This is a genomic window from Rhizobium sp. SVR5-9E, assembly GCF_056755095.1.
On record NZ_JBNDHS010000001.1, the window covers coordinates 184,963 to 199,919 of the forward strand.

The 14,957-nt window shown below is 62.4% G+C and carries 17 protein-coding genes; 9 read left to right on the forward strand and 8 right to left on the reverse strand.

Translation table 11 applies throughout. The features are described 5' to 3' along the window. The 6 genes from hutU to hutC all read left to right on the forward strand — a co-directional run bounded on the left by hutU (position 1) and on the right by hutC (position 5,676). Entirely contained in the window at positions 1-1,686 is a 1,686-nt protein-coding gene (gene hutU / locus ACPYOJ_RS00815; protein ID WP_481414534.1) for a urocanate hydratase, read from the forward strand. A gap of 4 nt (positions 1,687-1,690) precedes the next feature. Beyond that, on the forward strand, positions 1,691-2,266 hold the full coding sequence (locus ACPYOJ_RS00820; RefSeq protein ID WP_481414535.1) for a HutD/Ves family protein: 576 nt from the start codon (positions 1,691-1,693) through the stop codon (positions 2,264-2,266). A gap of 117 nt (positions 2,267-2,383) precedes the next feature. After that, complete coding sequence (locus tag ACPYOJ_RS00825) at positions 2,384-3,331, forward strand: ABC transporter substrate-binding protein (protein WP_481414536.1); 948 nt, start codon at positions 2,384-2,386, stop codon at positions 3,329-3,331. Positions 3,332-3,399: 68 nt separating this feature from the next. Next, complete coding sequence (locus ACPYOJ_RS00830) at positions 3,400-4,173, forward strand: ABC transporter permease (protein WP_481414537.1); 774 nt, start codon at positions 3,400-3,402, stop codon at positions 4,171-4,173. Next, complete coding sequence (locus ACPYOJ_RS00835; RefSeq protein WP_481414538.1) at positions 4,170-4,955, forward strand: ABC transporter ATP-binding protein; 786 nt, start codon at positions 4,170-4,172, stop codon at positions 4,953-4,955. Before ACPYOJ_RS00830 ends, ACPYOJ_RS00835 begins: the two co-directional genes overlap by 4 nt. 22 nt (positions 4,956-4,977) lie before the next feature. Further along, entirely contained in the window at positions 4,978-5,676 is a 699-nt protein-coding gene (gene hutC, locus ACPYOJ_RS00840; protein ID WP_481414629.1) for a histidine utilization repressor, read from the forward strand. A 147-nt stretch (positions 5,677-5,823) separates the two neighbouring features. Here the strand turns inward: hutC and cobM are convergent, their stop codons facing one another. Both cobM and cbiE read right to left on the reverse strand, forming a co-directional pair. Then, positions 5,824-6,582 (reverse strand): precorrin-4 C(11)-methyltransferase, encoded by a 759-nt coding sequence (cobM, locus tag ACPYOJ_RS00845; RefSeq protein ID WP_481414539.1) that lies wholly within the window; start codon positions 6,580-6,582, stop codon positions 5,824-5,826. Positions 6,583-6,585: 3 nt separating this feature from the next. Then, a complete protein-coding gene (gene cbiE, locus ACPYOJ_RS00850) occupies positions 6,586-7,818 on the reverse strand; it encodes a precorrin-6y C5,15-methyltransferase (decarboxylating) subunit CbiE (protein WP_481414540.1) in 1,233 nt (410 codons plus the stop codon). Between cbiE and ACPYOJ_RS00855 the strand changes: the two genes are divergently transcribed. Further along, positions 7,817-8,587, forward strand: coding sequence for a cobalt-precorrin-6A reductase (locus ACPYOJ_RS00855; RefSeq protein ID WP_481414541.1), 771 nt, complete (start codon positions 7,817-7,819; stop codon positions 8,585-8,587). The genes cbiE and ACPYOJ_RS00855 overlap by 2 nt on opposite strands. Here the strand turns inward: ACPYOJ_RS00855 and ACPYOJ_RS00860 are convergent. The 6 genes from ACPYOJ_RS00860 to ACPYOJ_RS00885 form a co-directional block, all read right to left on the reverse strand. Next, positions 8,551-9,315 carry a precorrin-3B C(17)-methyltransferase gene (locus ACPYOJ_RS00860; protein ID WP_481414542.1) on the reverse strand — a complete coding sequence of 255 codons (765 nt, stop codon included), beginning with the start codon at positions 9,313-9,315 and terminating at the stop codon, positions 8,551-8,553. The two genes, ACPYOJ_RS00855 and ACPYOJ_RS00860, sit on opposite strands and share 37 nt — an antisense overlap. Continuing rightward, the gene (locus ACPYOJ_RS00865) at positions 9,312-10,043 is read right to left on the reverse strand and encodes a precorrin-2 C(20)-methyltransferase (RefSeq protein WP_481414543.1); all 732 of its coding nucleotides are present in this window, start codon (positions 10,041-10,043) and stop codon (positions 9,312-9,314) included. Before ACPYOJ_RS00865 ends, ACPYOJ_RS00860 begins: the two co-directional genes overlap by 4 nt. Then, positions 10,040-10,672: a precorrin-8X methylmutase gene (locus ACPYOJ_RS00870; protein ID WP_481414544.1), complete on the reverse strand. Its 633-nt coding sequence runs from the start codon at positions 10,670-10,672 to the stop codon at positions 10,040-10,042. The genes ACPYOJ_RS00865 and ACPYOJ_RS00870 overlap by 4 nt, the downstream gene beginning before the upstream one ends. A gap of 2 nt (positions 10,673-10,674) precedes the next feature. Continuing rightward, positions 10,675-12,009, reverse strand: a complete 1,335-nt coding sequence (gene cobG / locus ACPYOJ_RS00875; RefSeq protein WP_481414630.1) for a precorrin-3B synthase — start codon at positions 12,007-12,009, stop codon at positions 10,675-10,677. Between the two features lie 90 nt (positions 12,010-12,099). Then, the gene (cobF, locus tag ACPYOJ_RS00880) at positions 12,100-12,855 is read right to left on the reverse strand and encodes a precorrin-6A synthase (deacetylating) (protein ID WP_481414545.1); all 756 of its coding nucleotides are present in this window, start codon (positions 12,853-12,855) and stop codon (positions 12,100-12,102) included. 28 nt (positions 12,856-12,883) lie between these two features. Continuing rightward, a complete protein-coding gene (locus ACPYOJ_RS00885) occupies positions 12,884-13,363 on the reverse strand; it encodes a DUF2938 domain-containing protein (RefSeq protein ID WP_481414546.1) in 480 nt (159 codons plus the stop codon). Positions 13,364-13,527: 164 nt separating this feature from the next. Here ACPYOJ_RS00885 and ACPYOJ_RS00890 point away from each other — a divergent pair, with 164 nt between their 5' ends. Continuing rightward, positions 13,528-14,454 carry a dihydrodipicolinate synthase family protein gene (locus ACPYOJ_RS00890; protein ID WP_481414547.1) on the forward strand — a complete coding sequence of 309 codons (927 nt, stop codon included), beginning with the start codon at positions 13,528-13,530 and terminating at the stop codon, positions 14,452-14,454. 117 nt (positions 14,455-14,571) lie between these two features. Then, entirely contained in the window at positions 14,572-14,856 is a 285-nt protein-coding gene (locus ACPYOJ_RS00895; RefSeq protein WP_481414548.1) for a hypothetical protein, read from the forward strand. Positions 14,857-14,957 lie beyond the last annotated feature (101 nt).

Below are 14,957 nucleotides of genomic sequence, written 5' to 3' on the forward strand. Positions count from 1 at the left end.
ATGAGCAATCCCCGTCACAACATCCGCGAAATCCGGGCGCCGCGCGGACCCGAGCTCAACACCAAGAGCTGGATGACCGAGGCGCCGCTGCGCATGCTGATGAACAATCTCGATCCGGACGTCGCGGAAAATCCGAACGAACTGGTGGTCTATGGGGGCATCGGCCGCGCTGCCCGCACCTGGGAGGATTTCGACCGCATCGTTGCGACCTTGAAGACGCTCACGGAAGAGGAGACGCTGCTCGTTCAATCCGGCAAGCCGGTCGGAGTTTTCCGCACGCATAAGGATGCACCCCGCGTTCTGATCGCCAATTCCAACCTCGTGCCCCACTGGGCGACATGGGATCATTTTAACGAACTCGATAAGAAGGGCCTTGCGATGTACGGCCAGATGACGGCCGGTTCGTGGATCTATATCGGCACCCAGGGAATCGTTCAGGGCACCTACGAGACCTTCGTCGAGGCGGGACGCCAGCACTTTGGCGGCAACCTCAAAGGTAAGTGGATACTAACCGGTGGCCTTGGCGGCATGGGCGGCGCGCAGCCGCTCGCAGCCGTCATGGCAGGCGCCTGCTGCCTCGCCGTTGAATGCGACGAAACCCGCATCGATTTCCGTATCCGCACCCGCTATGTCGATGAAAAGGCAAAGACGCTGGATGAGGCGCTGGCGCTGATCGACAAGTGGACCAAGGCCGGTGAAGCCAAGTCCGTCGGCCTGCTCGGCAATGCTGCGGAGATCTTCCCCGAACTGGTCCGGCGCATGAAGGCCGGCGGCCCGCGCCCGGATATCGTCACCGACCAGACCTCCGCGCATGATCCTCGCAATGGCTACCTGCCGGCCGGCTGGACCGTCGAAGAGGCCAAGGCCAAGCGCGAGAGCGATCCGAAGGCCGTCGAAGCCGCCGCCCGCGCATCGATGAAACAGCATGTCGAGGCCATGGTCGCCTTCTGGGATGCAGGTGTTCCGACGCTCGATTACGGCAACAACATCCGCCAGGTTGCCAAGGACGAAGGCCTCGAGAACGCCTTTGCCTTCCCCGGTTTCGTGCCGGCCTATATCCGCCCGCTCTTCTGCCGCGGCATCGGCCCGTTCCGCTGGGCCGCGCTCTCCGGCGATCCGGAGGATATCTACAAGACCGACGCCAAGGTGAAGGAACTGCTTCCTGATAACAAGCACCTCCACAACTGGCTCGACATGGCGCGCGAGCGCATTTCCTTCCAGGGCCTGCCGGCGCGCATCTGCTGGGTCGGTCTCGGCGACCGCCACCGTCTCGGCCTCGCCTTCAACGAGATGGTGAAGAACGGCGAGTTGACGGCGCCGATCGTCATCGGCCGCGATCACCTCGATTCCGGCTCCGTCGCTTCGCCGAACCGCGAGACGGAAGCCATGAAGGACGGCTCGGACGCCGTCTCCGACTGGCCGCTGCTGAACGCTCTTCTCAACACGGCGTCGGGCGCGACCTGGGTGTCGCTGCATCACGGCGGCGGCGTCGGCATGGGCTTCTCCCAGCATTCGGGCATGGTCATTTGCTGCGACGGCACGGATGATGCCGCGCGCCGCGTCGAACGTGTCCTCTGGAACGATCCGGCAACCGGCGTCATGCGCCATGCCGACGCGGGCTACGACATCGCGATCGATTGCGCCAGGGAAAAGGGCCTGCGATTGCCAGGGATTCTCGGGAATTGAACGCATGAAGATCTTGCGCGCCGCCGATCACAAGCGCATGCCTTGGAAGAACGGCGGCGGCGAGACGGTAGAAATCGCCGTTGCTCCGCAGGATGCGGCCCTTGCTGATTTCGACTGGCGGATCAGCATGGCGACCGTTGCCGCGGACGGCCCTTTTTCGATCTTTCCCGGCATCGACCGTACCCTCTCGATCCTCTCCGGCAACGGCATGTCGCTTGCAATCACAGGCCAGAAGCCTGTCTCCCTGACCCAGTCGAGCCAGCCCCTCGCCTTTGCTGCCGATGTGCCGGTCATGGCAACGCTTGCCAACGGCCCGATCACCGATCTCAATGTCATGACGCGGCGCGGCCGCCTTGTGCATGATGTCGAACGACACATGATCGACGGTGACTGGGGCGGGACGGCCGCCAGCGGAACGACGCTATTGCTCTGCCGGGGTGGGACGGTCACCTGCACATATGGCGGTGAAACGGGAATACTGAGCGAAAACGATGCTCTGAAAATCGAAGCCCGCCACCCTGTGACGCTGGCACTTCAAGGCCATGCCATTTGCTATTTGATCCACATCCGGCAGACGTAGCCCCGGCCTGAAATTCCCTCGATATTTGTATAGACAAAAGAAAATGGGCGTGCCTATATGGTTCAATAAAAAGGCAGAACCGCCACATGCCCAAACTAAGAGCAGGGAACATCGGACATGAAAAAAAGATCGATTATTGCTGCGGCTATCGCCGCTCTCATCGCAGGCAGCGCCGCACAGGCGGCTGAGACCAAGGTCTCCATCGGCATTTCCGGCTGGACGGGCTTTGCGCCGCTGACGCTTGCCAAGGAAGCCGGAATTTTCAAGAAGCACGGCCTTGACGTGAACATCGTCAAGGTTCCACAGGCGAGCCGTCACCTGGCGCTGGCATCCGGCGATATACAATGCGCGGCGACCACCGTCGAAACCTGGATTGTCTGGAATGCGGCCGGCGTGGCGACCACGCAGATCTTCCAGCTCGATGTTTCGCACGGGGCCGATGGCATCGCCGCAAAGCCGGGCATCGAGAAGATTTCCGATCTCAAGGGCAAGTCCGTGGCTGCTTCCGCGCCCGGCACCTCGCCCTATTTCCTGCTCGCCTTCATCCTTGCCAAGAACGGGCTGAGCATGAAGGACGTGAAGGTCGTGAACATGGAGCCCGGCCCGGCCGCGCAGGCGCTGCTTGCCGGCCAGAACGATGCGGCCGTCACCTATGAGCCGTACCTTTCCAGCGTCCGCAGCGCTCCGGACAAAGGCAAGATCATCGCGACCACGCTCGATTATCCTGCCGTCATGGACACCTTCGGCTGCACCAAGGCGTTCCTGAAGGACAATCCGGAAGCCGCCAAGGCACTCGCCGCCAGCTATTACGACGCGCTTGAGATGATCAAGACGGACAAGGACAAGTCCTATGAGATCATGGGCAAGGACGTGAAGCAGTCGGGCAAGGAATTCGGCGAATCCGCCGCCTATCTCGAATGGCAGGACAAGGCCGCAGCGCAGCAATTCTTCGATACGACCTTCAAGAGCTTCAACGAGGAAGCTGCCGATCTGCTGCTGCAGGCAGGCGTCATCAAGGCGAAGCCGGACCTCTCGACGCTCGCCGACCCGTCATTCATCAAGTAATTCGCACACATTTGACGGAGCGCCATGGACCATCCAGGCGCTCCTCCTTTTTCTAGCAAGGGCGCGGCATGCATCCTCTTCAACCCATCGGTGCCCGCAGCCGGTTACTTTTCGGCCTGCTGTTCTTCGTCATTTTCTTCCTCGCCTGGGGCTATGCGACGCTTGGGGGCTATGTCTCCGAGACCTTCCTCGCCGATCCGATCACCATGGTGCAGGACGGCTACGATCTGCTCGTCAACCAGGGCTTCCTTTTCGACATCGGCATGACGATCTGGCGTGTGGTCGGCGGTTTCATTCTCTCCGCGCTCGTCGCCGTACCGCTCGGCATCATCATGGGCGCGTATAAGCCGGTCGAAGCGCTGCTCGAGCCCTTCGTCTCTTTTGCGCGGTATCTCCCCGCCTCCGCCTTCGTGCCATTGCTGATCCTTTGGGCGGGGATCGGTGAGACGCAGAAGCTTCTCGTTATCTTCATCGGCGCTGTTTTCCAGATCGTGCTGATGGTCGCCGTCTCCGTTTCCAACACCCGCCGCGACCTCGTCGAGGCAGCCTATACACTCGGCGCCAAGGATAGCGGCGTTGTCCGCCGCGTGCTCATTCCTGCGAGCGCTCCTGACATCGCCGAAACGCTGCGTCTCGTCCTCGGCTGGGCCTGGACCTATGTGATCGTCGCCGAGCTCATCGGCGCCTCGTCCGGGATTGGCTATATGATCATCAACAGCCAGGCGCTGCTCGCGACGGGGCAGATCATCTTCGGAATCATCGTCATCGGCCTCATCGGCCTCGTCTCGGATTTTGCCTTCAAATGGGTGAATCGACGGCTCTTCGCCTGGAGGCTCGCATGAGTGAACTCGTCATCAAAGGCGTGAGCCGCACCTTTCCCGGCGTGCGCGGCGGCAAGCCGACGCTCGCGTTGCAGCCGACCGATCTCGATATTCCGCGCAACGACTTCGTCACCATTCTCGGTCCGTCCGGCTGCGGAAAATCGACGCTCCTGCGCATCATTGCCGGGCTCGACAGGCCGACGACCGGAACTGTGACCTTGGAAGGCCGCGAGGTCAAAGGACCAGGCGCGGACCGCGGCATGGTCTTCCAGTCCTATACGCTTTTCCCCTGGCTGACGGTGCGCGACAATGTTGGTTTCGGCCTGCGCGAGAAGGGCGTCCCGGAAAAGGAAAAGAAGGAGATCGTCGATAGCTACATCGACAAAGTCGGCCTTCGCGGTTTCGAGAACCATTGGCCGAAGCAGCTTTCCGGCGGAATGCAGCAACGCACGGCGATTGCCCGAGCGCTTGCCAACAACCCGAAAATATTGCTGCTCGACGAGCCCTTCGGTGCGCTCGACAACCAGACGCGCGGCCTGATGCAGGAACTCTTGCTCGGCATCTGGGAGCGAGAGCAGAAGACCGTCATCTTCGTTACGCACGATATCGAGGAAGCGGTCTTCATGGCCTCGCGGGTCGTGACGATGACGGCGCGGCCGGGGCGCATCAAATCGATCACGCCGGTCGATCTGCCGCATCCGCGCCATTACACCGTCAAGGCCAGCCCGGAATTCTCCGCGCTCCGTCTGAAGCTGACCGAAGAGATCAGAAGCGAAGCGATCGCCGCGGCGGCACATGGATAGGAAGGAGCCGGCTATGGGAGATATGCCGCTGCACCTGCGCATCTTGAACGATGTCGAAAAGCGGATTCTCTCGGGCGAATGGCCGCCGGGCCACCGGATTCCGTTCGAACACGAACTGACCGTCGTGTACAGCTGCTCGCGCATGACGGTGAACAAGGCGCTGACCGATCTCGTCAAGAAAGGCCTGATCGAGAGGCGACGGAAGGCCGGCAGCTATGTGAGTTTCCCCCATGTCCAGTCCGCCGTCATGGAAATTCACGACCTCAGGCGCGAAGTTCAGGCGCTCGGACTGCCTTATCGCTATCGCATCGTCAGCCGCAAGAAACGCCGGTTTAGACGCGAGGACCATGGGCGCCTCGCGCTGCCCCCATCCGCTTCGGTTCTGGAAGTCATCTGCGACCATTTCGCCGGCGACCGGCCATTCTGCCATGAGGAAAGACTGATCAACCTCGCGGCCGTTCCGGAAGCTGTCGATGAGAGTTTCAAAGAGGCTTCCCCGGGAAGCTGGTTGCTTGGCAAGGTGCCGTGGAGCGCTGCGGAGCATCGCATCCGCGCCGAGTCCGCCAAGACCAGTATTGCCGCGGCACTTGCGATCCCGGCAGGCAGCGCCTGCCTCGTCATCGAGCGCACCACCCATAGCGGCAGCCTCCAGATCACGCATGTGAAGCTCACCTATCCCGGCGATAGACACGAGCTGGTGGCGCAATTCGCCCATAGCTGAGCCAATCCGGGCGAGAAGGCACCATGCCAGCGGCGAGCAAGATTGCCCTTGCGAATCGCTCCGATTTGAGTCCTCCGGTGTTTACCGCCGTAAATCCGCGACGAAACGACCAGTGTCTTGCCGTCGCAAAAAACCCCAAACGAATCGTTATTGCCTGCCCCGGAACCGGCGCTGATAGGCCGGATCGTAAAGCGAGCTTTCGCGGAAATCGCTGGCGGCGAGCGATGGGCCAACGAAGATGATCGCTGTGCGCTCGATCGGCTCTGCCATGACCTTCGTTTCGATGTCGCCGAGCGTGCCGCGCAGGATGCGTTCATCCGGCCAAGACGCCTTGACGACGATCGCGACAGGGCAATCCGCACCGTAAAGCGGCGTCAGCTCGTCGACGACCTGCTTCAACGCGTGAATCGCGAGATGGATTGCGAGCGTCGAGCCTGTCGCCCCGAATTTCGAGAGCGTTTCCTCGTTCGGCATCGGCGAGGCGCGGCCGGAGACGCGGGTGAGCACCAGGCTTTGCGCGACGGCCGGTATCGTCAGTTCGCGTCCGAGCGCGGCGGCGGCGGCGGCAAAGGCCGGAACGCCCGGCGTCATCGTATAGGCAATGCCGTGCCTTTCCAGTCGCCGCACCTGTTCGGCAACCGCGCTCCAGACCGAAAGATCGCCGGAATGCAGGCGTGCCACGTCCTCGCCGGCGCTTGCGGCACGCAGATATTCCGCCTCGATCTCATCAAGCGACATTGGCGCGGTGTCGACGATGCGGGCGCCGGGCGGGCAATATTGCAGCAGTTCAGGCGATACGATCGATCCGGCATAGAGGCAGACCGGACATCTGCCGATGAGGTCGCGTCCGCGAACAGTGATGAGATCGGCCGCGCCGGGCCCTGCTCCAATGAAATGAACCGTCATCCTTCAATCCTTGATCCAGCGCCATTGCGTTACCGGCATCGCCGGGCGCCAGCCGCTCATTTCGCCGAGCGGGGCGGCGCGTGATATTTCGAAGCGTGTCAGGGAGCCGCCGCGTTTCGCCTGCTCCGCCAGCAGCGCGGCCTCCATCTCCAGCGTCACCGCATTGGCGACCAGCCGACCGCCGCTTTTGAGCGACGCGATCGCCGCTTCCATGACGCCTGGCTCGCTGCCGCCTCCGCCAACGAATATTGCATCCGGCTCCGGCAGTCCGTTCAGAGCGGCGGGCGCAATTCCCTCGACAACCGCAAGCGCCGGCACACCGAATGCTGAAGCGTTGCGGGCGATCCGCGCAGCGCGTTCGGGCGATTGCTCGATGGCGATTGCCTTCAGTGAAGGGTCGCAGAGCATCCATTCAATGGCAACCGACCCCGAGCCCGCGCCGATATCCCACAACAGTTCGCCATGGCGCGGCGCAAGCGCCGACAGCGTCACAGCGCGGATTTCGCGCTTGGTGATCTGTCCATCGTGCTCGAAGAGCTCGTCGTCCAACCCGGGCGCGAAAGGCAGAACGCGGGCGCCTTCCCCCGCGATGGCCTCGACGGCGCAAACATTGAGCGGATTGATGTCCGTCAGCCGGAAATCCTGTGCCGACGTGTGCCGGATGCGCTCGCGCTCGCCGCCAAGCGCTTCCAGAACGGTGATGCGGGACTGGCCGAAGCCAAGATTTGTGAGAAGCGCCGCCAGTTCACACGGTCCGTTTCCGTCAGAAGTGAGTGCGATGATGCGTCGCCCGGAATGCAGATGCGGCCGGATGAGATCGAGCGGACGCCCGTGCAGCGAGATGCATGCGGTCTCCTGCAAGGGCCAGCCGAGACGCGATGCAGCCATGCTGAAGGCGGAAGGTGCCGGAATGGTGTGCACCTCGTTCGCATCCATATGCCGCGAGAGTGTCGCGCCAACGCCGTAAAGAAACGGATCGCCGGATGCCAGCACGACGACCGGCGTCCCGCGTCGGGCGAGGATCGCTTCAACCGATCTCTCGAACGGGCTTTGCCAGGCAAGCCGCTCGCCTTTGATCAGATTGTCCATTAGCGCGTGATGCCGCGCGCCTCCGAAGACGGCGGGCGCGGCGACTATCAGCCGCTTCGCCTCATCGCCAAGACCGTCTGGACCGTCCTCGCCGATGCCGATAATGGTCAACCATGGTTTCATGGAATGGCTGGGCATATCAGACATGGCAAACATCCGCGTACTGATATTGGGTGGAACGAGCGAAGCGCGCGGTTTGGCGCAGGCGCTGTCCGAAAAGCCTGGTTTCACCATCCTGCTGTCGCTCGCAGGTCGCACCGAAAAACCGTCCAGTCAGCCTGTTCCTGTTCACATCGGAGGATTCGGTGGCGCGGAAGGCCTCGCATCCTTTCTGCGCGACGGCAAATTTCACCTTCTTGTCGATGCGACGCATCCCTTCGCCACTCGCATCTCTTCCAACGCCGAAGAGGCCGCGCGCCTTTCCGGCATAGCCGCCTTTGCGCTCCGCCGCCCCGAATGGGCTCAGCAGTCGGGCGACAACTGGGTCGTGACCAACAGCATTCCCCAGGCGATCACCGCGCTTGGTGCTGCCGCCCGCCGCGTCCTTCTGGCGACCGGACGTCAGGAGGCGCATTGCGCGGAAGCGGCGCCGCAGCACTCCTACCTCGTTCGCAGCGTCGATCCGGTCACCCCGCCGCTTGATGTCCCGAACGTGGAGTACATTCTCGAGCGCGGCCCCTTCGATCTCGACAGCGAGATTGCACTTCTCAAGCGACACCGCATCGATGCGATCGTCGCAAAGAATAGCGGCGGAGCGGCGACCTATGCGAAGATCGAGGCAGCCCGGGATCTCGGCATCGAGGTGTTTATCGTCGCCCGCGCAGCCGCGCCTGCCGTCATGACGGTTGAGACTGTCGACGAAGCGCTCGGCGCGATCGATCACCTCTTTCCTCCGGCGATGGAACGCGGTGTGTAGACAATTGCGGGCTTGCCGCCACCGGAAATGATCCGCGTTTCCGGTGAGCCGACGATGATGCAGGTGGCCATGTCCGCAAGGTCTGCCCGCGCATCGCCGAGCGGCTTGACTGCTATCTGCTCGTCCGGACGTCCGACCGCGCGGCCGAAGATCACCGGCGTCTGCAGCGGCAGCTGCGTGCGAAGCAGCTCAAGAGCCTTGCCGAGCTGCCAGGGCCGCGCCTTGCTGATCGGGTTATACAGGGCGATGACAAAGCTGGCCTTCGCAGCCAAGGCCAGGCGCTTTTCGATGATATCCCAGGGCTTCAGATTGTCCGACAGCGAGATCGCGCAGAAATCGTGACCGAGCGGCGCACCGACGCGCGCAGCGACCGCAAGCATCGCCGTGATCCCCGGCACGACGACGAGCTCGACGGAGCGCCATTCCGCCGGGCCTGTGTCGATTGCCTCGCAGACGGCGGCCGCCATAGCGAAAACGCCCGGATCGCCGCCGGAGACAACGCAGACCTTGCGCCCGCCTGCCGCCATCGTCAGTGCCGCGCTCGCCCGATCCAACTCCTCGCGATTATCGGAGGCATGGCGCTGCTGATGAGCGCCAAGATGCAGCCGATCGAGATAGGGACCGTAACCGAAGAAATCGGTGGATGCAGAAATGGCGGAATGTGCTTCCGGAGTCATCTGCTCCGGATTGCCCGGGCCGGTGCCGATCACAAACAGGATGCCGCTCATCGGTTCGCCTCCCAGCCGGGCACAAGTACCAGCGAGAAATACGGCGCCTCGCCGTCCGGTCGTTCCGCGAGCTTCAGCATCGCCGAGTTCGCCATCGTGCCGCGCTCGACATAGACGGCTTCGCCGAGGCGCCCGGCCGCCTCCAGCGCACGGCGGATCTTCGGAAGATTCCGGCCGACCTTCATGATGACGGCTGCCTGGGTATCCCCGAGCCGCCGCGTCAATTCCGCCTCAGCCATCGTGCCCGGCAGCACGGAAAGCACGTCGTCGCCCTGAACGATCGGCATGCCGGCGAGAGACCAGCAGCCGGACATGGCGCTGATGCCGGGGATCACCTCGGCCGCATAGCGATCGGCAAGCCGCACATGCAGATGCATGTAGGAACCGTAAAACATCGGATCGCCCTCGCTCAGGATCACGACCGTTTTTCCCGCGTCGAGACACGCTGCCACCGCAACAGCCGACGCATCGTAAAAGGCGGTGATCTGGCTCTGGTAGAGCGCGTCACCCTTATCGATCTCGGTGGTCACCGGATAATAGAGCGGCAACAGCTCGGCGCTGGGCTGGATCAGGTGCTGCACGATCGCCCGGCCGTTGCCTCCCCTGCCCTGCTTGGCGAAATAGGCAATGACGTCCGCGGCTTCGATTGCCTTGGCGGCCTTGATTGTCAGCAGATCCGGGTCGCCTGGACCGGTGCCGACGCCGATGAGACGGCCCGGTCCTGTCATAGTCCGGGCCTCGCCAGCGCGTTGATTGCGGCGGCCGTCATCGCGCTGCCGCCGAGACGGCCGCGAACGATGGCAAACGGCACGCCATAGGAATTCTCCGCTAGCGCATCCTTGGATTCGGCGGCGCCGACGAAGCCGACCGGCATGCCAATGATCGCAGCCGGTTTTGGCGCACCGTCGCGCAGCCGTTCGAGCAGGTAGAAAAGTGCCGTCGGGGCATTGCCGATGGCAACAACGCTGCCCGCCAGCCGATCGAGCCAGAGATCGATGGCGGCCGCCGAACGCGTGTTGCCGCTCGCCTGGGCCAATTCCGGCGTGCGCGGATCGCGCAGCGTGCAGACCACGTCATTCTTCGCCGGCAGCCGGGCGCGCGTGACGCCATGGGCCACCATCTCCGCATCGCAGAAAATCGGGGCGCCTTTCTGCAAGGCGCCGCGCGCGGCATTCACGAAATCCGGGGAGAACTCGAAGTGTGCAGCCGCTTCCACCATCCCGCAGGCGTGAATCATGCGCACGGCGACCTCGGCCTCGTCCGGCGAAAAGCGCGAAAGATCGGCTTCGCTGCGAATGATCGCGAAAGAGCGCTCATAGATCGCGTCGCCGCTGCGGATATAATCGTAGTCTGGCATTCCTATTCCTGTCTGAGCGCCGCCGCAATTGCCGGGGCGCCAAGCCGTGCGAGGCAGGCAGCCGCCGATTCGCCAGCGCTCTTGTTCTTCCCGATAAGCCGGGCGAGCTTCTCTATAGCCAAATTAATCTCGCCGCCAGCAATCGTTACGTCCGGCCTGTCATTCGCACGCCCATTGAGGACAATACCATAACCGCCAGGCATTCCGGTGAGCGTCAGCGCTGGCCGCGGATGAGCGCACCCCTTCGCACAGCCTGAAAGATGAACCGTCAGCGATCCGTCGAGGAGGACCGCCGCCCGCTGCGACAGATCCTGCGCCAGTCCCCGCGTTTCATAGAGACCCGAGGCGCAGGCTCCTACGCCGGCACAGGCGGCAATATTTGAAGATGCCTCGCTGGGATCGGAGCTGAAACCGTGCCTCGTTGAGGCCACCTGCAGCTTCTTTGCATTCTCGGCTTCCAAGCCCGTGACAAATAACAACCGGCGGGGCGCCAGCCGAATCTCGGCGCCCCCCAATCTCTCCGCCTCTTGCAGAAGGGCTGAAAGGTCAACTGCCTGCATCTGACCAAAGCGTGGCCTGAGGCCGAGCGTAAAGCTGCCATCGGCGAGCTCATGCGTTCCGGGCCACGGCATTTCTGCCTGCGGCGGGGCCGCGAAATGCGCTGCCCTTGCCGGGAACGCCTCTTGCAAGACAGCCGTTCTTATATCGCGCGCTCGCGCGTGCAGACCGGCTTCCGCCAGCGTCTCCAGTAATTGTCCTATCGCACGGACGGCGTCATTCGCCGAGCCGACGGAAACGGGCTGTGCCATCATCGCATCGCCGTCGATCGCAACCAGCCAGCGGCCGTCGTCCATAGCTACAGCGCGGATATCCGCCGCAAGACCGGACAGGCCGAAACGCCCTCCGCCGTCAACGACGATGGAAAGTTTCGGCGCAAGGCGCGGGGAAGAGAGTGCGGCGCTAAGCTCACCCCGCAACTGCGCTTCCATGGCGGCGGCATTGCCGGCCTCACTTGGATCGATGCCATGCAGCGGTGAGAGCTCGATAGCCGGACCGGCCGGGACGATGATCCCGGCAGCATCGATATCGGCTGCAAGTTGCTCGACGCTCTCGGTCCGCAGCCCGCGGATCTGCAGATTCCCGCGAGCGGTGATTTCCAGAAGGCCATTGCCGTTTGCCGCGGCGGAAGCCGCCAGCGCCTTGAATTGTGCCAGCGACAGCGCACCGCCGGCGGGTCGCAGCCTGACGAGCAGACCGTCGCCGGTCACCATCGGAGCAGCCAGCGTCGGACAGGCGCCTCGCCGCAAGCCCGACGGTGCGGCGGTGCGCTCATCCATTTCGATCTGTCTTTCGCCGGCAAAGCCCATGGCTCATCCTTTCATCCCATGTCCTTACAGGATGGGGGACGCGGCAAAGCGCCGGCCCTATCACTCGAAGTCGCGGCCTTTGCGGAGCAGGTAAATGTCCATGATCCAGCCGTGCCGCTCGCGCGCTTCCGCCCGCGTTCGTACGATATCGTCGGCGACATCGCCAAGCCGCCCGGCACGGATGATTTCATCCTTGGTGCCGAGGTAGGCTCCCCAGAAAATCTCCGCATCCGCATCGTCGATCTTCGCGAAGGCCTGTATGCCGTCGAGCATCACGACCGTACTTTCCGCCTTCAGCCCCTCTTCGGCAAGTCTTCGGCCGGTCGTGATCTCCACCGGCTTGCCGACGAGATTGACCGGAATGCGGTGGCTCGCTGCAAGCGCCTGAATGCTGGTAATGCCCGGGATGACGGTGATCGCGAATTCTACCTTGGCCCGCACGCGTTCCAGGATGCGCAACGTGCTGTCATAAAGGCTCGGGTCGCCCCACACGAGAAAGGCCGCCGATCCGTTTTCCGGCAGGCGGCCGATCAGGCCGAGATACGTCGCAGCGATCGCGGCATGCCAGTCATCGACGCTTTGCACATAGCTGCGATCCTTCGTCTCGCGCACCGGTACGGCGAACTCGACCGTCTTTCCGGCAGCCCGCTGGACATATCGCTCGCAGATTTCGCGCCGGACTTCTGCAAGCTCCTCCTTCTTCGCACCCTTCGTGGGAATGAAAATAAGATCGGCGGCATTCATCGCGTTGATCGCCTGAATGGTCACATGCTCCGGGTTTCCGGTTCCAATGCCGATAACGTAGATATGTCTCACGTAGTCTCCTTGCGGTCTCGCGCTGCTCTCAGCGGATCATGAGAGCCGTGCCGTAGAGCCCGATCGCGAAGACCGTGTGCGCAATCAGGTTGAGCGCGCGCACCTTGTTCGGGTTCGGCCTCTTCGACGCGGCCCGGCCGAGACCAAGGCCCGGCTGCAGCAGGAACCAACCGGCGCCCACGGTGACAATGCCGAGAATCCAGGCAGGGATGAAGGTCGGCGCCGCCAGCCACGATGGACCCATGATAACCGCAAGAACAAGGCCGTAGATGATGCCGATCGCATAGTGGCCGATCCATCCCAGCGCCAGTTCATGTTCATAGGGCTTCGCATCTGCAATTGCGTCGTGAAACACCTTGCCGCGACCGAGATGCCAAAACCAGCGCCCGACAGGCGCCCAGTTGGAAGCGGGCTGGCCGAAAACGCCGGAAAGGATGATTGCCCAGATATCCATGAGGATCGTCGCGCCGATCCCCATTGCGATGCCGCGCCATAAAATCTCGAACATGAAGAAAATCCAGATGGGTGAACTCGCATTTGTCTTAGACGCGGGTGGCGGAGCCTGCAACATCGCCCCTCGTGTCGGATGCCAAATCGCTGTGCAAACGGTGCATTTCAATTTGATCGGAAGTACGAGTCCGCCTAAGTTTCGGCCGAACGAGGGAGGTGCACATGAGACTCGATCACACAGCCACGGGCGTCTATGCCATTGCCGCGACGCCCTTTCATCCGGATGGGCGGCTGGATACGGTATCGGTCGATCGGCTCACCGATTTCTATCTTGGCTGCGGCGTCACCGGGCTTACGATTCTCGGCATCATGGGCGAAGCGCCGAAGCTCGAGCCGGAGGAATCGCTTGCGATCACCCGGCAGGTCGTCAAGCGCGCAGGCGTTCCGGTGATCGTCGGCGTGTCTGCGCCAGGCTTCGCGGCAATGCGCTCACTGGCCCGCGGCGCGATGGATCTCGGCGCTGCAGGGGTGATGATCGCCCCGCCGCCATCGCTGCGGACCGACGACCAAATTATCGGCTATTATGCTCAGGCGGTCGAGGCGATCGGCGAAGACATTCCCTTCGTCATCCAGGATTACCCGCTGACACTCACCGTCGTCATGACGCCCGGCGTTATCCAGAAGATCGTCAACAATCACACATCCTGCGTCATGCTCAAGCACGAGGACTGGCCGGGACTTGAGAAGATTTCGCGGTTGCGCACGGCGCAAAAGGCTGGCGACATGCGGGATATCTCGATCCTTTGCGGCAATGGTGGGCTGTTTCTCGATTTCGAGATGGAACGCGGCGCCGATGGCGCGATGACGGGCTATGCCTTCCCGGACATGCTGGTCGACGTCGTCAATCTCCAGCAGGCTGGCAAGCGCGATGCGGCGCACGATCTCTTTGATGCCCACCTGCCGCTTGTTCGCTACGAGCAGCAACAGGGCGTCGGTCTTGCCGTACGCAAATATGTCCTGCAGCGGCGCGGGGCGATCGCCAGCGACGCGCAGCGTAAACCCACCGGCGGCATTTCAGAGAAAGCAAAGGCGGAAGTTGATTTTCTGCTTTCCCGAGTCGCCCGATTCGACAAGCGTGCGGCGCTTTGATCCGTCACCGCACTTGCTAGGTACTGCATCGTCAATCTGGCACAAGGATTGCGTTGAGCCCCTGGTACATCTATCGCTGCTTCGACACGGAGGGCTATCATGGTATCGGTCACAGAGATGATTGGCGCAACCTGGCGTCTCGAAGATGCGATTCGCGAAGTGATCGCTGACCCATCGCAGTTCCCTGATGAAAGCAAACCCATGAAGGAAAAGGCCAAAGCGCTGCCGCACCTTCTGGTTCAGAAATATCCTCATCTTTCCGATATTGAGCACGAACTGCGGGGTATTTTCGAGACCTGCCGCCTGGCAATTGATCATAATTCGATCAGTCCGGTGGTTGCGAAAGCAGCCGTCGCCATTGCCGATGAGTACCGCGAGATCATCATCAGGCTGAAGCACTGACATCTTCTTGGACCCCTGGGGACAGTGAGCGCCTCGGGTGCCGCATTTATCCCAGCTCGTGTCATTCGTGGGTTGACGCGACGTGCCGAGGACACTAGCAC

Bases quoted from the DNA above. Each gene is read 5' to 3' on its own strand.
- hutU (WP_481414534.1), top strand. From the start codon at position 1: ATGAGCAATCCCCGTCACAACATCCGCGAAATCCGGGCGCCGCGCGGA.
- ACPYOJ_RS00820 (WP_481414535.1), top strand. From the start codon at position 1,691: ATGAAGATCTTGCGCGCCGCCGATCACAAGCGCATGCCTTGGAAGAAC.
- ACPYOJ_RS00825 (WP_481414536.1), top strand. From the start codon at position 2,384: ATGAAAAAAAGATCGATTATTGCTGCGGCTATCGCCGCTCTCATCGCA.
- ACPYOJ_RS00830 (WP_481414537.1), top strand. From the start codon at position 3,400: ATGCATCCTCTTCAACCCATCGGTGCCCGCAGCCGGTTACTTTTCGGC.
- ACPYOJ_RS00835 (WP_481414538.1), top strand. From the start codon at position 4,170: ATGAGTGAACTCGTCATCAAAGGCGTGAGCCGCACCTTTCCCGGCGTG.
- hutC (WP_481414629.1), top strand. From the start codon at position 4,978: ATGCCGCTGCACCTGCGCATCTTGAACGATGTCGAAAAGCGGATTCTC.
- cobM (WP_481414539.1), bottom strand. From the start codon at position 6,582: ATGACGGTTCATTTCATTGGAGCAGGGCCCGGCGCGGCCGATCTCATC.
- ACPYOJ_RS00855 (WP_481414541.1), top strand. From the start codon at position 7,817: ATGGCAAACATCCGCGTACTGATATTGGGTGGAACGAGCGAAGCGCGC.
- cbiE (WP_481414540.1), bottom strand. From the start codon at position 7,818: ATGTCTGATATGCCCAGCCATTCCATGAAACCATGGTTGACCATTATC.
- ACPYOJ_RS00860 (WP_481414542.1), bottom strand. From the start codon at position 9,315: ATGAGCGGCATCCTGTTTGTGATCGGCACCGGCCCGGGCAATCCGGAG.
- ACPYOJ_RS00865 (WP_481414543.1), bottom strand. From the start codon at position 10,043: ATGACAGGACCGGGCCGTCTCATCGGCGTCGGCACCGGTCCAGGCGAC.
- ACPYOJ_RS00870 (WP_481414544.1), bottom strand. From the start codon at position 10,672: ATGCCAGACTACGATTATATCCGCAGCGGCGACGCGATCTATGAGCGC.
- cobG (WP_481414630.1), bottom strand. From the start codon at position 12,009: ATGGATGAGCGCACCGCCGCACCGTCGGGCTTGCGGCGAGGCGCCTGT.
- ACPYOJ_RS00885 (WP_481414546.1), bottom strand. From the start codon at position 13,363: ATGTTCGAGATTTTATGGCGCGGCATCGCAATGGGGATCGGCGCGACG.
- ACPYOJ_RS00890 (WP_481414547.1), top strand. From the start codon at position 13,528: ATGAGACTCGATCACACAGCCACGGGCGTCTATGCCATTGCCGCGACG.
- ACPYOJ_RS00895 (WP_481414548.1), top strand. From the start codon at position 14,572: ATGATTGGCGCAACCTGGCGTCTCGAAGATGCGATTCGCGAAGTGATC.